Below are 14,639 nucleotides of genomic sequence, written 5' to 3'. Positions count from 1 at the left end.
CAAGAAGGAGTCATTGTTTTTTAAAAAGACATATACAGGAAGACTCCATTAGGAGGTTTTCTTTAACGTTGATAGATGTAGCAGCCGGATTATATATGATATGGCTGTAATTCTGATGTTTTTACGAAAGAAAGAGGTGAAGGAAACGATGTTTAGTGATACGATTGCAGCTATTTCAACAGCTGTCGGTGAAGGCGGCATTGCGATTATTCGCGTTAGCGGGCCGGATTCGGTTCAGGAAGTGGAGCGTATATTCAAAAGTAAAAACAAGTTAACGGAAGTGGACTCCCATACCGTTCATTACGGTCATATTGTAGATCCGAAAACGGGAGAAAACCTCGAAGAGGTGCTCGTGACCGTGATGCGTGCTCCTCGATCATTCACGACCGAGGATGTCGTCGAGATCAGTGCTCATGGTGGGGTCATCTCCGTCAAGCGGGTGATGGATTTGTTGCTTCAATTAAACATCCGTTTGGCGGAACCCGGTGAATTTACGAAGCGGGCTTTCTTAAACGGGCGGATCGATCTATCCCAGGCGGAAGCCGTTATCGACCTGATTCGTTCGAAATCCGATCGCGCCTTTTCCGTTGCCCTCAAGCAGGTTGAAGGAACGTTATCCCGTAAGATTAACGAGCTTCGTCATACCTTGGTCGAAACGCTGGCCCATATTGAAGTGAATATCGATTATCCTGAGCATGACGTGGAGTCGCTTACTTCAGAATTCATTAAAGAGAAAAGCCAGCTTGTCATGGGTGAAATTGATAAGCTGCTGAAGACTGCGCAAGAAGGGAAAATCCTACGTGAAGGGATTACGACAGCCATTATCGGTCGCCCTAATGTGGGCAAATCTTCGCTTCTAAACACGCTGGCCCAGGATAATCGGGCGATTGTCACGGATATACCGGGGACGACTCGCGATGTGATTGAGGAATTTGTGACTATTAACAATATTCCGTTGAAGCTGCTCGATACGGCGGGCATCCGGGAAACGATGGATGTGGTCGAGCAGATCGGCGTTGAACGATCCAAGCATGCGGTAAACGAAGCGGATCTCATTCTGCTCGTGCTGAATGCCAGTGAACCGCTGCATCAGGACGAATTGGAATTGATGGAACAAATACGCGGTAGACAATGTATTGTCATTATGAATAAAATGGACTTACCGTCTAATCTCGATCTGGACATTCTGCATCGGTACTACCCCGATGAATTGATTGTTCCGATGTCGATGAAGGCACAAGAGGGAATTGATCGGTTGGAAGAGGCCATATCCAACTTGTTCTTCAGCGGCCAGATTGAAGGGGGAGATCTGACGTATGTGAGTAATGTGCGACATATCGCTTTGCTGAAGAAATCCAAGCAGTCGCTGCAGGATGCTTACGATGCGGCTGAACAGCTCATCCCGATTGATATGATCCAAATCGATGTGAGAATGGCTTGGGAGCAGTTAAGTGAGATATTGGGCGAAGCGGTTGGCGATTCGCTCATTGATCAGATTTTTTCACAGTTTTGCTTGGGTAAATAAGCTCCAAGGATTACTATATATTGTAGGAACAGCTCAGCAATTTCAGGGATATCCGAGGTGGATGCCCTTTGATTACGTATATAAAACAATTAGAACAGGATGGTGAGCTATGAGCTATATGGGTGGCACTTATGACGTGATTGTAGTCGGTGCAGGACATGCCGGCTGCGAGGCTGCACTTGCATCTGCACGAATGGGTGCTGAAACGTTGATGGTTACCATCAACTTGGATATGGTTGCTTTTATGCCTTGTAACCCGTCCATTGGAGGGCCTGCCAAAGGCCATGTCGTTCGCGAAATCGACGCACTGGGCGGAGAAATGGGACGTAATATTGATAAAACCTTCATTCAAATGCGAATGTTGAATACAGGTAAAGGTCCGGCTGTCCATGCGCTGCGTGCTCAAGCCGATAAGTTTTCTTATCAGCATACCATGAAAGAGACGATGGAGAAGGAAGAGAAGCTTACCCTTCGTCAGGGTATGGTGGATCAGCTCATCGTAGAAGATGGTGTGTGCGTGGGGATTATAACGCAGACGGGTACGGAATATCGTGCGAAAGCCGTTGTGCTGACAACCGGTACGTATTTGCGCGGTAAAGTTATTATGGGTGAATTGATGTACGAGAGCGGTCCGAACAATCAACAGCCGTCGGTAAAACTTGCGCATAACCTGCGCGAGCTTGGATTCGACCTTGTTCGCTTCAAGACAGGTACACCACCGCGGGTGCATAAGGATACGATTGATTTCTCCAAGACCGAAATTCAGCCTGGGGATGAGAAGCCTAAGTTCTTCTCTTATGAAACGAAATCCTCCGACAATGAGCAGCTTCCTTGCTGGTTGACGTATACGTCGGTAGATACGCATCAGATCATCAATGACAACCTTCACCGCGCACCGATGTTCTCCGGCGTTATTGAAGGTACTGGGCCACGTTATTGCCCATCCATCGAGGACAAGATCGTTCGTTTTGCCGACAAACCGAAACATCAGATTTTCCTTGAGCCTGAAGGTAAAAATACGAAAGAATACTACGTGCAAGGGCTATCCACCAGCATGCCTGAGGATGTTCAGCTTGCGGTTCTTCGTTCCATTCCCGGAATGGAGAAGGTAGAAATGATGCGAAACGGATATGCTATCGAGTATGATGCGATGGTGCCAACACAGCTGTGGCCGTCTTTGGAAACGAAAAAACTGCCGGGTCTGTTCACAGCCGGACAGATCAATGGAACCTCGGGCTATGAAGAGGCAGCAGGACAAGGCATTATGGCGGGAATCAATGCAGCACGTAAAGTGCAGGGCAAAGAGCCTGTTATATTGGATCGTTCTCAGGGTTATATTGGAGTGCTGATCGATGACCTGGTGACCAAAGGGACGAATGAGCCTTATCGTTTGCTCACCTCCCGTGCAGAATACCGTCTGCTGCTTCGTCATGATAATGCCGATCTGCGTCTTACTGAAATCGGTCATGATATCGGCCTCATTTCAGAAGAGCGTTATGCTAAATTCATTCAGAAGAAGCAGCTGGTTGAGCAGGAGATCGAACGTCTTCGTCAAACGAAGGTGAAGCCGGTTGAAGTGAATGCGATGCTGGAAGCGGCCGGTTCTGCACCGATTGTGGATGGAAGCAATATGCTGACGATCCTGCGTCGTCCGGAAATCACGTTTACGATGATTGAGTCGCTCTCGCCGTCTCCTTACGAACTGGATGAGGAAATGAAGGAGCAAGTCGAAATTCAAATCAAATATGCGGGTTATATTGAGAAACAGCTGGGTCATGTGGAAAAGCTGCAGAAGATGGAGAAAAAACGCATTCCGGAGGATATCGTTTATGACGAAATCAACGGACTGGCCATGGAAGCTCGGCAGAAGCTGAACAAGATCCGTCCGATCTCCATCGGTCAGGCATCACGCATTGCAGGTGTAACGCCAGCGGATATTTCAATACTTCTCGTTTACCTGGAGCATTATAACCGGGTAACCGCAGCGAAAGGATAAGGAATGGACGACATTCAGAAGGCTTTTGTTGACCGGCTCGGTGAGCACGGGATTACGATCGATGAGAAACAGCTTCACCAGTTCGAGATGTATTACGAAATACTGGTGGAGTGGAACGAGAAAATGAATTTAACCGGAATTACCGAACGGGAGCAAGTTTATACGAAGCATTTTTACGACTCGATTACGCTCGCCTTTTACGTGGATATGACGCAAATCGGCAATCTGGCGGATATCGGATCAGGCGCTGGCTTCCCAGGTATTCCTCTGAAAATATGTTTCCCGCATGTGAAACTGACGATTGTGGATTCGCTTAACAAACGAATTAACTTTCTGAAGCATGTTGTGGATACGATTGGCCTGACTGGGGTTGAACTGATTCACGGACGTGCGGAAGAGGTTGCTCGTAAGCAGGGGTACCGTGACGGGTTCGACTTGGTCACCGCAAGAGCAGTTGCTCGTATGGCTGTGTTGAACGAGTTCTGTCTACCTTTCACCAAGGTAGGGGGGCGATTCGCCGCTATGAAGGGCAGTGACCCTACGGAAGAGGTGAAGGAGGCGGCTCGCAGCTTGAAGGAGCTGAGAGGGGCTTTGAACAAGGTTCATTCGTTCTCCTTACCCGTAGAGGAATCTGGCCGGCATATCGTGGTGATCGATAAAAAGGGAGCCACGCCTTCCAAGTACCCTCGTAAGGCAGGTACGGCCAGCAAGACGCCGATTGTGTAAGTATCTTGCAACTCCGATCTAAGGCACTATCAATAACTCCAGTATCCCTTGCAGAAGCAAGCTTGGCAAGGAGACAAGTAAACTAATCAAAGAGAAGAACTCTATGGAGTTCTTCTCTTTTTTAATTGGCTGTGTAAGATTTGTTGAGCGGGCAGATCGGTCGTTAATTTTTCTATTCACATATGAAATACATAGAGACCGTTGTTTATTTTAATTTCGTTGGTTAAGTCCATCAGTACGTTTATCTATTCTATAGATTGGGGCGTGGGGTGAAATCACATAAGGAATTCAACTCGGATTACCGAGTGGGAGGCAGTCTATACGGAAGCATTTTTAGGTTTTGATCACGCGCTCACCCTTTGCGCGGAGTTTATTAAACGGAACCAAGGGTGACCTCTAAAGGGGGGGTTCAGTTCAAGCTGAGCTTATGAATTATGAATAAGAATGAAATCAACGCTGTGGATGCACCTGATAAATTTGCAATGTTTCACGTGAAACATTAGAAGTAAGTTGCCGGATATAAATAGACATCCCTTTAGAAGTATTATTTCTTGTCAGATTATTTTGATATCAACTATGTTATCTAACTTGGATATTGAAGGATAGGCCTCCTAAGGAAAGGAAGTCTGCAGCTACATAATCATGCGCCGGACAACACTATGTGCGCGCAAGGAGCAGTGACGCACGATGTTACATAATTCGTATTCATCTACTAGCTTTTGAGATTCAGCTCGTCTTGGACTTGGATGATATTGGTCGTTGGAGAGATCTAATCTATTGGCAAATCCCACAATTATTCTGCATGTTCGGATCGCAAGAAAGGCTACAGGATAGTTGAGGTGGCCTATTAACATGTTATCGACGCAAAAACTTTGGAACTGTGCACAAATCATGTATAAAGCAAGCGAGAAATGAAGGAAAAAAGGTGATATTGGAGAATAGAGTTATAGGACAAAAAGTGGTAGAATAGAATCGTAGTATCCATTTGGACAGAAGGGCCAGTTTGCCCGTTCTTTAATAGGATGAAAGAGTATAAATCCTGGTTTGGTCACTTTTCCATCCTTGCTTCGTGCAGTCAACAACCTTGATCGTTGTGGCTGCTGTTTTTTGGAAAGTGCCGTGCGATCCCAAGGGGATCATGGCCTTATGCGAAGTAGAAAACATATATACCACTTGTGAGATATCGATTGATAGTAAGCATCATGATAAAACCTCCTGTTATATCTCTCAAGAAGAAACCGCTTCATGCAGCGGTTTGGATCAGAGTAATACGGCTATGATCACCACAGGCGTCTTTTCTCTGATCAGCATGAAATCTGTTTTTGCAGGGAAATGCCTGGCACCACAGTGGATTCCAGCGCCAATGGATGGTGGAATCATCTGTGTATGGCTCCATATTGTGGTTGTCCAATCGTTTAACCGATTCCGGGATATCCGGAGGCTTATCCGTGCTATCATGAAATTAGGTGGTAATATACGGAATGAAAGAACAATTTTCGAGATTGTTTGGCTTAGCGGCAGAGCGGAACCAAGGGGATGAAGTGAAACAAATCCCGGTAAACGAGATTGTCAGCAGCCCATACCAGCCACGGACGATTTTTGATGATGAGAAGATTGATGAGCTGCTCCAGACGATTAAAACTCATGGAGTCATTCAACCTATCGTTGTTCGTGTCCGTAATGGCATGTATGAGATCATTGCAGGGGAACGCCGCTGGCGTGCGGTTAAGAAGCTGGGTCTGGACACGATTCCGGCCATTGTTCGGGAGTTCAACGATTCACAGGCGGCATCGATTGCGTTAATCGAAAATTTGCAGCGTGAAGGACTGACGTCCATTGAAGAGGCTGTTGCTTACCAGAAGCTGATTGATCTTCATCAACTGACACAAGAGAGCTTGGCACAGCGTTTAGGAAAAAGCCAGTCTACGATTGCAAACAAGATTCGCTTGCTGCAGCTACCGGAAGCAGTCAAAGTGGCCTTGATGGAACGTAAAGTGACGGAACGCCATGCTCGTGCGCTGCTTTCTTTGGATAATGAAGAAACCCAGCTCAAGGTGCTGGATGAGATCATTACCAAGGAACTGAATGTGAAGCAGACGGAGGCACGAATCGCCTTTTATAAAGAAGTAACAACGATGAAGAAGTCTAAGCGTATATCTTATAGTAAGGATGTTCGCCTGGCTTTGAACACGATTCGTCAATCGATTGATATGGTATCCGGTTCCGGGATGGCAATCAAAACAACAGAGAATGATCATGAAGATCACTATGAAATCGTTATAAAAATACCTAAACGTTAAGATATGGTGTGAAGCGGTATGCATCGTACCGCTTTTTCTGTTGATCAAGAGATAGTGCTCTGCACCAGGCTGTATCGATTAACGAAGGGGTTAGGTTTGTTGTTACAGATGAGAACCATGTAATTTATTATTACTCATTTTCATCGCCGCTATATCCTGGGCATCCCGGAGTTACCGGGATCGTTCGCTTAATACACATATACAGCCTATCGCTGTATATCATCTATTGCGACTACTTAGAAGAGTCTTCCTACATTGAGGTGAAATGAGTGTCAAAGATAATTGCCATAGCAAATCAAAAGGGCGGTGTCGGCAAAACGACGACTTCCGTCAATCTGGGAGCTGGATTGGCTTCGCTAGGCAAACGGGTGCTTTTGGTGGATATAGACCCCCAAGGAAATACAACGAGTGGGGTTGGCATTAATAAAGCCGATGTTGCAAATTGCATATATGATATTATCATCAATGAAGTACACCCGAAGGACGCCATCTGTGGGACTAACATAGAAGGATTGGACATCATTCCGGCAACCATTCAATTGGCTGGTGCCGAGATTGAGCTTGTCCCTACGATTTCTCGTGAGGTACGATTGAAGAAATCACTACAATTAATCAAGCCTCAGTACGATTATATTTTGATTGATTGTCCTCCATCGCTTGGCATTTTAACGATCAATTCATTGACCGCGGCCGATTCAGTAATTATCCCGATTCAATGTGAGTATTACGCACTGGAGGGTCTGAGTCAGCTGCTGAATACGGTTCGCCTTGTTCAGAAACATCTGAATACCTCTCTCAAGATTGAAGGCGTACTGCTGACGATGCTGGATGCGCGCACGAACCTGGGCATTCAAGTGATTGAAGAAGTGAAAAAGTATTTTCAGGAAAAAGTGTACAGAACGATTATTCCTAGAAACATTCGTTTGAGTGAGGCACCTTCTCATGGACAGTCGATCATTACATATGATCCTCGTTCTAAGGGAGCGGAAGTATACTTGGAGCTGGCAAAGGAAGTGATCTCGTATGAGTAAACGATTGGGAAAAGGGCTGGATGCGCTTATTCCATCTTTGTCTATTCATGATGATGACAAGGTAGTGGAAATTCCGCTCAGTCAATTGCGAGCGAATCCGTATCAGCCGCGCAAGACATTTAACGATGAGGCAATCCAGGAATTGGCAGAATCGATCCGTCAGCATGGAGTTATACAACCGATTATCGTCCGCAGTGTGCTGAAAGGGTATGAGATTATTGCCGGGGAGCGCAGATTCCGGGCATCTCAATATTGCGGAAAAGCTACGATTCCAGCGGTAGTTCGATCTTTTAGCGATCAACAAGTTATGGAAATCGCCCTGATTGAGAACCTTCAGCGCGAGAACCTGAACGCCATGGAGATTGCTGTAGCTTATCAAGGTTTGATGGAACAATTTTCCTTAACCCAAGAAGAGCTTTCATTGAAGGTGGGTAAGTCTCGTTCCCACATCGCTAACTTTTTGCGGTTGCTTTCTCTACCAGAAGAAGTGAAGGACAATGTTTCACGTGGAACATTATCCATGGGACATGCCCGAGCGATCGTTGGAATTAAGGATCCGATTCTTGTTAAGCAGTTGGCAAAACAGTGTGTGGAGCAAGAGTGGAGTGTTCGTGAACTAGAGGAAGCTGTTAAGAATTTGGATCGTAAACCAACGGATAAAGCGAAGCCTAAGGTTAAAAATAGAGATCCTTATATCGATCATCTGGAAGAGGATCTGAGAGAACGGTTTAAAACAACTGTCAAAATTAAGCACAATAAGGATAAAGGGAAGATTGAGCTTAATTACTATAGCAGACAGGACCTGGAACGGTTGTTGGAACTTCTTCAATAAAGAGACGTGGTTTTGTTGAAGAAGATACTATTGTGAGTGACGGGTTGAACAACAAATGGTCGAACAGCAAATGAGTGCGATTAAAAACCAAAGACATGTCGACGTTCCTGTAAGGGAATGAGATATGTCTTTATTTAACTAAACGTGAAGGCATAGCCTTGATGCTGGAACTTGAAGATGTTTGGACATATCCTGTTAAGAGACACCAATACGGTAAAGATGAAGGGGAAACATCATGGACCCGATCGTTTATCTGGATCATGCAGCCACTTCGTGGCCAAAGCCTCCTGAAGTATTCGAGGCGATGAGAAAGGCGATGGAGGAGGAGGCTGCAAACCCGGGACGTGGGAGTCACCGGATGGCGGTGAAAGCTTCTCGTGTACTCTACGGAACACGAAAGACGCTCGCGGATTTGTTTGGGGTGAAAAATCCTAATGATATTGCGCTGACATCGAATACAACAGAAGCGTTGAATTTAGCAATCAAAGGCTATTTGCGTGAAGGCGACCATGTGATTGCCACTATGATTGAACATAACTCAGTGCGAAGACCGTTAGAGTATTTGAAACGCACCCGAGGGATACAAGTGGACTATGTTCCTGTCGATGAGGAAGGTCAGCTTGATGTGCAACTAATGGAGAGAGCTTTTCGTTCTAATACTAGGCTTGTTGTATGTAGTCACAGTTCCAATCTTCTTGGTTCGATTATTCCTCTCGTTGAAATAGGAGAACTGGTGAAGAGGAAAGGGGCCGTACTGCTCCTAGACGCTGCCCAGAGTGCCGGTATGCTGGATGTTCACGTGGAGGAGATGCATGTAGGCATGTTGGCTTTTCCGGGGCATAAAGGGCTTCTGGGGCCGCAGGGGACAGGTGGGCTATATATCTCGCCTGATATTGATCTGGAACCATTACTGCACGGAGGCACAGGGAGTCAATCGGAGGCTATTGAACAGCCAACGGTACGTCCGGATCGATATGAGGCAGGGACGCCTAACACGATTGGATATGCGGGATTGCAAGCGGGTGTGAAGAAGGTGCTTGAATGGACACCGCAGCATATTTACCGGCATGAATGGGAGTTAACGCAATATATGATGGAGGGTCTACAAGAGGTGGGAGGCCTTCGTATACTAGGTCCTGCTCTTGGACAGGCGAGGACAGGTATTGTTGCTTTTGTGTCGGAGCGATACAGTGCGTCTGAATTGGCTTTCCGACTGGACCGGGAATATGGAATTGCCGTGCGTGCCGGTTATCATTGTACACCGCTTGCCCATATGGCATCAGGCACGGAACAGACGGGTGCAATCAGAGCGAGCGTGGGGATATCTACTAGCCGTGACGAGGTAGAGTTCATGCGAAAAGCAATTGCAGAGATTCATAGTTAATCGAATAGATCAAGATGGAGAAGAGGAAGGAAGAAAGCATGTCTGAATTAAATGAATTGATCATGGAGCAGCTTCATTGGTTTGTCGTCGGAATGGTCATGATCATCTTGATCTTATGGGTAACTTTAATTGTACAGGGGACAAAACTGCGTAAAATGAGGCGTCGTTATGATGCCATGATGGCAGGCAGTGGGGTAGAAGACATCGAATCACTGTTGGTCCAATTGAAAATCCAAATGGATGAAATTGAAGAGGGGCATGCCAATCATCAAAAAATGCTGGATACGATCAGCGGCAGTTTGAAAGGGATGAAGTCCAAAGTTGGTATCGTACGATACAATGCGTTTGGCGAGCGGGGAAATGAAATGAGCTTCTCCCTGGCTATTCTCAGTGAACAAGAGGAAGGGATCGTGCTGACCGGTCTGCATAACCGGGAGAGCTCTTTTGTGTACGCTAAACCGCTGAAGGATGGGCAGTCCAAATATCCATTGTCTCCAGAAGAAAAAGAGGCCGTCACTCTTGCGCTGCAAGAAGGGTAGAACGGTTCCACTCTTTGATACCTGCAAATAGGCAGGTTGCAATAATATCAGACAACCGCATGACCAAGCTTAATCGAGTGTTCTGCAATACGAAGTATTCCATAAAGCCGCCGACATTGACGATACCTGTTACATGGATATCGCCGACCGGCGGTAATTCTTTATGTACGCCGGCTCCAGGCTTTAGAGGACCATCGGATATTTGAATAGAGCCTACACTTGATGACTGCCCTAAACAAGCATCAATCCCGATTACAAAAGGGTTGTCGAATTTTTCGTATATGGCCGTTAGCGTATCCTTGAGATTCATGGCGTGGACAGGCTCGTCCAGCGTACCGTAGAGATGAAACATGGAGCTGTTGTAGCGTGCAAGTGAGGTGCCGACAAGCGGCCCCAGGCAGTCGCCGGTAGACCGGTCGGTACCGATGCAGACAATGACAAGCGGACGATGCTGAATACGGGCGTCAGAGAGATGGAAGAGCAAGCGATGTATAATAGCAGAATGGATATTAGGGTCCGTGTGTGGTATTTTTAAGCTGGAAGCCTCCGGGCGAGACGTGATTTTAGATAGACGGTTCATAGAATCTTCCTTTCGTCTGCATTTGGTAGTATCAGTATATGGATGAAAGACTGTTTTTATACTTTGGGATTCGCTTAAAATGTGATTTATATTCATGTCAGACAGAAGGATGCTCTTAGAAAGAGGGTATGACCTGGACTGCATGAGGTATATGAATATGTTGATCTATGAAAAGGTTTATATAAAACTCTTAATCATTGGAAATGATGAAGAGAAGAACATACATAGAAATGATAGGTATGATGGAGGGGGACGGGGCAGTGGAAGGCGCGATGTTGATCGCATTCGATTCCACCCAGCAGGCACTGCGTGCGGAAATGCTGTTGGAGTACGCGGATATCGAAATTGATCTTTTTCCTACACCAAAAGAGATTACAGCAGGCTGTGCATTATCGATTCAATTCCCACCTGATGCGTTAAAAGATGTTCAAGAGATCATTCAGCAGGAGCATGTGGAGATCCGAGGCATCTTTGCGCTGGATAACAACAAGAGGTATATCAACATCGAAGAGTAAGGGGAGGACATCAGGATGAGGGGCTTTGGTTACTTATCAGGGGATGCAGATGATGTAGATTTAGAGGGATTGGCTAAGGAGGCTGAAGGCTTGAAAGATAAAGTCTGGGGATGGTTAACGAATGAAGAGATGTGGATGCATATCCTGTCATCCGGCATTCGGGTTATCATCATTTTTATACTGACACGTCTTGTGATACGGGTTGTGTATAAAATGATTGATCAGTTTCTCCTTAGGCAGGAGAAGAGCCGAATTCAAGTGAACTCAAGACGGTTTGTCACGGTAGGGGAATTGCTAAAAAATGTAACCTCCGTCGTATGCAACTTTGTTATGATTTTGATCATTCTCTCAGAGTTCAACTTCAAGTTAGGACCGCTGTTAGCTGGTGCCGGAGTCCTTGGCCTTGCTATAGGTTTTGGTGCACAGAGTTTAGTGAAGGACGTTATTACCGGATTCTTCATTATATTCGAGGATCAGTTTGCAGTAGGTGACGTAATCAAGAGTGGTGAGTACCGGGGAACTGTCGAAATGATCGGGCTTCGCACCTCGCGTGTAAAGGGATTGAATGGGGAGACCTATATTATTCCGAACGGGATGATTACCAGCGTCACGAACTACTCCCTTTCCAACTCATTAGCCATTGTAGATCTACCGGTAAAGAACGACCAGCAGGTGAAGGACACGATTACACTGATTCAAGCGGCCCTTACGGGAATCATGGACCGTCGCCCAGAGGTGCAGCGGATACCGGATGTATTAGGAATCCAGTCATTGAATACTTCCGAATATGTTGTTCGTATTGTGGCGGAATGCAATCCGAATGCAAGGGAAGATGTGGAGCGTCAAATTTTTACGGATATCAAACAGGCAATTGAAGCACGGGATTTGGGACAAGAACGCGTGCAGGGTTGATCTAATCGGTTATCCAATGATATATAATAGATAGAAGAAGTGATAGAAGTAAAAGGGAGCGGTAGCCATGGAGCGCAAGGTATTTCAGTTAGGGGATATCGTTCAGATGAAGAAGCCGCATCCTTGTGGGAATAATGAGATGGAGATTATTCGCATGGGGATGGATATTCGGATCAAATGTACCAAATGTCAGCATAGTGTGTTGATCCCCCGTTTAAAGTTTGAGAAGAATATGAAGAAGGTTTTGCGTTCGGCTCAAGAGACGGAAGGGGCAGGAGATACACCGTAATATCTCCTCCCCGAAGCGTTAAGACAAGCTATTGACCAGATAATGTTTCCATGATATAATCAATCTTGCTGTGGAAAGGTACCCAAGAGGCCCAAGGGGGCTGACTCGAAATCAGCTAGGCGTCGCAAGGCGTGCGTGGGTTCGAATCCCACCCTTTCCGCCACCAATCGTTTAAAAGTTCCGCTGTTATGGTTATAAACGATGTTGATACATAAGTTAGGCGTTAAGCTGTAAAGCGCCTTTGAATAAAACACCCTCATGCAGACGACCTGCAGAGGGTGTTTTTCGTTGGAACAAACTTGAGTTTTTGGTCTCGAGCATTTGCACGAAAAAGAAGGGCCCGATTGGGCCCTTCCTTCTGGGTAGGCGGTGCTTGTGAATTGGAATCATTTTATCAGCACTTCTGCGAACCTTGTCAATAGCTTCACTTGTCCAAGCGGTCAAGCATTCGGCTCATTTCCTCAGCTTGCAATCCGTGTGACGATCAGAAACCTCATGCGTCGTTCTGCTGCAACGTTCAACGGAACCACACCTCTCTCATGCACCGCCTGATAATAATGTGCGCATAAAGGTGTCTTTGTATACACACTAATTTCACCGGATAAAAATTCCAATATTAAATGTTTAGAATGCATGGCTTGGTCAACAGTGATTCAGGCCATGCCCTGACTTCGTACCGTGCGCAAAGGATGAGGTAGGCATAATGTAAAAAACTCTCGGGGCGATCACTTCAGGTAGTTACTTAGGCTGCACTCTGCGCTTGTTTAACCATACACGATCGTCATTTTGGGTTTCAGGAAACGTATCACCCTTGTTCATTTGGATTTGACGAGGGTTTTCGATCCCCATGATATGGTCTCTGACGCCCACTTCCATATAAATGCCGTTGTTTGGGGCTTTGTCACCTGCACGAAATTCGGACTGTTCTCCCATTGTGGAATTCCTCCTCATTATGATGGATGGACTGCATGTATTATCATGCGCCATTGGGCTCTAAATCATCGCAGGGAAAGTGAGAAAAGCGCGGTAATAAAGGGAAGAGAGCATATTGAGCATCGAAAAGAAACTTGCATCCGATCACCCGTTCTGATATAGTATTATGGTGCGAGTTAGACTCGCTCCTTGCTCTCAACAGAGATTGAGGGCCGAAGTCCATAAGGAGGTGAAACATATGCGCAAATATGAAGTGATGTACATTATTCGTCCTGACATTGAACAAGAAGCTGTTCAAGCTGCAGTCGATAAATTCCAAGGCATCATCTCCAACGGCGGAGAAATTACAAAGCATGACGTAATGGGTAAACGCCGTCTTGCGTATGAGATCAAGAAATTCCGTGATGGCGTATTCGTTCTGGTAAACTTCAACGCAACACCTGAAGTTGTAGCTGAACTTGAGCGTCTCATGAAGATTTCTGACGAAGTTATTCGTTATCTCATCACGAACGACGTTGCTTAATACGTAAAAAAACTTTGTAATTGATTTCGTTCTAAGGAGGGGATTGGATTGTTGAACCGTGTCATTTTGATTGGCCGACTGACTAAGGATCCCGAGCTGCGATATACTCCTTCAGGTGTTGCTGTAACGCAATTTACACTTGCTGTCGATCGTCCGTTTACTGGACAAGGCGGGGAGCGCGAAGCGGATTTCATTCCGGTCGTGACTTGGAGACAGCTTGCGGAGACTTGTGCAAACTATCTGCGTAAAGGCCGTCTGACGGCTGTAGAAGGGCGCATTCAAGTGCGGAATTACGAGAATAACGAAGGTAAGCGTGTATACGTCACCGAAGTCATTGCCGATAATGTTCGCTTCTTGGAGTCAAACCGTGAAACAAGCGGTGGCGGAGGAAATCGTGAGGAATCATCGTTTAGCGGAGGAAGCAACAGCAATAGCAGTGGCGGAAACCGCGGGAACAATAACAACTCGCGAAACAACAATCAGGATCCTTTTTCCGATGAAGGAAAACCGATCGATATTTCGGATGATGATTTGCCATTTTAATACGGAAAGGA

At 46.0% G+C, this 14,639-nt stretch carries 15 protein-coding genes and 1 tRNA gene; 14 read left to right on the top strand and 2 right to left on the bottom strand.

The features are described from left to right. Positions 1–148 precede the first annotated feature (148 nt). From mnmE to CRG97_RS32645, 8 genes are all read left to right on the top strand, one after another. Positions 149–1,525: a tRNA uridine-5-carboxymethylaminomethyl(34) synthesis GTPase MnmE gene (gene mnmE, locus CRG97_RS32680; RefSeq protein ID WP_098749638.1), complete on the top strand. Its 1,377-nt coding sequence runs from the start codon at positions 149–151 to the stop codon at positions 1,523–1,525. Between the two features lie 109 nt (positions 1,526–1,634). Further along, positions 1,635–3,521: a tRNA uridine-5-carboxymethylaminomethyl(34) synthesis enzyme MnmG gene (gene mnmG, locus CRG97_RS32675; protein WP_098749601.1), complete on the top strand. Its 1,887-nt coding sequence runs from the start codon at positions 1,635–1,637 to the stop codon at positions 3,519–3,521. Positions 3,522–3,524: 3 nt separating this feature from the next. Next, entirely contained in the window at positions 3,525–4,247 is a 723-nt protein-coding gene (gene rsmG / locus CRG97_RS32670; protein ID WP_098749600.1) for a 16S rRNA (guanine(527)-N(7))-methyltransferase RsmG, read from the top strand. A gap of 1,481 nt (positions 4,248–5,728) precedes the next feature. Then, positions 5,729–6,547: a nucleoid occlusion protein gene (gene noc / locus CRG97_RS32665; protein WP_076326293.1), complete on the top strand. Its 819-nt coding sequence runs from the start codon at positions 5,729–5,731 to the stop codon at positions 6,545–6,547. A 269-nt stretch (positions 6,548–6,816) separates the two neighbouring features. Continuing rightward, a complete protein-coding gene (locus tag CRG97_RS32660) occupies positions 6,817–7,578 on the top strand; it encodes a ParA family protein (protein ID WP_076326292.1) in 762 nt (253 codons plus the stop codon). Then, positions 7,571–8,410 (top strand): ParB/RepB/Spo0J family partition protein, encoded by an 840-nt coding sequence (locus tag CRG97_RS32655; protein WP_076326291.1) that lies wholly within the window; start codon positions 7,571–7,573, stop codon positions 8,408–8,410. The genes CRG97_RS32660 and CRG97_RS32655 overlap by 8 nt, the downstream gene beginning before the upstream one ends. A 235-nt stretch (positions 8,411–8,645) precedes the next feature. Next, a complete protein-coding gene (locus CRG97_RS32650) occupies positions 8,646–9,794 on the top strand; it encodes an aminotransferase class V-fold PLP-dependent enzyme (protein WP_098749599.1) in 1,149 nt (382 codons plus the stop codon). Between the two features lie 38 nt (positions 9,795–9,832). Continuing rightward, a complete protein-coding gene (locus tag CRG97_RS32645; RefSeq protein ID WP_076326289.1) occupies positions 9,833–10,333 on the top strand; it encodes a DUF4446 family protein in 501 nt (166 codons plus the stop codon). On the opposite strand, the gene yyaC is transcribed toward CRG97_RS32645, so the two are convergent. Further along, complete coding sequence (gene yyaC, locus CRG97_RS32640) at positions 10,308–10,913, bottom strand: spore protease YyaC (protein WP_076326288.1); 606 nt, start codon at positions 10,911–10,913, stop codon at positions 10,308–10,310. The genes CRG97_RS32645 and yyaC overlap by 26 nt on opposite strands. A 260-nt stretch (positions 10,914–11,173) precedes the next feature. Between yyaC and CRG97_RS32635 the strand changes: the two genes are divergently transcribed. The 4 genes from CRG97_RS32635 to CRG97_RS32620 all read left to right on the top strand — a co-directional run bounded on the left by CRG97_RS32635 (position 11,174) and on the right by CRG97_RS32620 (position 12,792). Beyond that, positions 11,174–11,428, top strand: a complete 255-nt coding sequence (locus CRG97_RS32635; protein ID WP_098749598.1) for a putative Se/S carrier protein — start codon at positions 11,174–11,176, stop codon at positions 11,426–11,428. 15 nt (positions 11,429–11,443) lie between these two features. Then, positions 11,444–12,340, top strand: coding sequence for a mechanosensitive ion channel family protein (locus CRG97_RS32630; protein WP_098749597.1), 897 nt, complete (start codon positions 11,444–11,446; stop codon positions 12,338–12,340). Positions 12,341–12,407: 67 nt separating this feature from the next. After that, positions 12,408–12,629 carry a DUF951 domain-containing protein gene (locus CRG97_RS32625; protein ID WP_076326286.1) on the top strand — a complete coding sequence of 74 codons (222 nt, stop codon included), beginning with the start codon at positions 12,408–12,410 and terminating at the stop codon, positions 12,627–12,629. A 72-nt stretch (positions 12,630–12,701) separates the two neighbouring features. Continuing rightward, positions 12,702–12,792, top strand: a tRNA-Ser gene (locus CRG97_RS32620). 575 nt (positions 12,793–13,367) lie between these two features. On the opposite strand, the gene CRG97_RS32610 is transcribed toward CRG97_RS32620, so the two are convergent. After that, the gene (locus CRG97_RS32610; RefSeq protein ID WP_053490757.1) at positions 13,368–13,562 is read right to left on the bottom strand and encodes a YjzC family protein; all 195 of its coding nucleotides are present in this window, start codon (positions 13,560–13,562) and stop codon (positions 13,368–13,370) included. A 238-nt stretch (positions 13,563–13,800) separates the two neighbouring features. Between CRG97_RS32610 and rpsF the strand changes: the two genes are divergently transcribed. Beyond that, positions 13,801–14,085 (top strand): 30S ribosomal protein S6, encoded by a 285-nt coding sequence (rpsF, locus tag CRG97_RS32605; protein ID WP_036640509.1) that lies wholly within the window; start codon positions 13,801–13,803, stop codon positions 14,083–14,085. Positions 14,086–14,133: 48 nt separating this feature from the next. After that, complete coding sequence (gene ssb, locus CRG97_RS32600) at positions 14,134–14,628, top strand: single-stranded DNA-binding protein (protein ID WP_076326285.1); 495 nt, start codon at positions 14,134–14,136, stop codon at positions 14,626–14,628. Positions 14,629–14,639: the final 11 nt, after the last annotated feature.

Source organism: Paenibacillus sp. EZ-K15, from assembly GCF_002573715.1.
Lineage (GTDB): Bacteria > Bacillota > Bacilli > Paenibacillales > Paenibacillaceae > Paenibacillus_AQ.
The sequence above is the reverse complement of the archived record's forward strand: the minus strand, read 5'-3'. Positions and strand labels throughout refer to the sequence as shown.

Excerpts from the sequence above, each read along its gene's own strand:
- mnmE (WP_098749638.1), top strand. The coding sequence starts at position 149 with ATGTTTAGTGATACGATTGCAGCTATTTCAACAGCTGTCGGTGAAGGC.
- mnmG (WP_098749601.1), top strand. The coding sequence starts at position 1,635 with ATGAGCTATATGGGTGGCACTTATGACGTGATTGTAGTCGGTGCAGGA.
- rsmG (WP_098749600.1), top strand. The coding sequence starts at position 3,525 with ATGGACGACATTCAGAAGGCTTTTGTTGACCGGCTCGGTGAGCACGGG.
- noc (WP_076326293.1), top strand. The coding sequence starts at position 5,729 with ATGAAAGAACAATTTTCGAGATTGTTTGGCTTAGCGGCAGAGCGGAAC.
- CRG97_RS32655 (WP_076326291.1), top strand. The coding sequence starts at position 7,571 with ATGAGTAAACGATTGGGAAAAGGGCTGGATGCGCTTATTCCATCTTTG.
- CRG97_RS32650 (WP_098749599.1), top strand. The coding sequence starts at position 8,646 with ATGGACCCGATCGTTTATCTGGATCATGCAGCCACTTCGTGGCCAAAG.
- CRG97_RS32645 (WP_076326289.1), top strand. The coding sequence starts at position 9,833 with ATGTCTGAATTAAATGAATTGATCATGGAGCAGCTTCATTGGTTTGTC.
- yyaC (WP_076326288.1), bottom strand. The coding sequence starts at position 10,913 with ATGAACCGTCTATCTAAAATCACGTCTCGCCCGGAGGCTTCCAGCTTA.
- CRG97_RS32630 (WP_098749597.1), top strand. The coding sequence starts at position 11,444 with ATGAGGGGCTTTGGTTACTTATCAGGGGATGCAGATGATGTAGATTTA.
- CRG97_RS32625 (WP_076326286.1), top strand. The coding sequence starts at position 12,408 with ATGGAGCGCAAGGTATTTCAGTTAGGGGATATCGTTCAGATGAAGAAG.
- CRG97_RS32610 (WP_053490757.1), bottom strand. The coding sequence starts at position 13,562 with ATGGGAGAACAGTCCGAATTTCGTGCAGGTGACAAAGCCCCAAACAAC.
- rpsF (WP_036640509.1), top strand. The coding sequence starts at position 13,801 with ATGCGCAAATATGAAGTGATGTACATTATTCGTCCTGACATTGAACAA.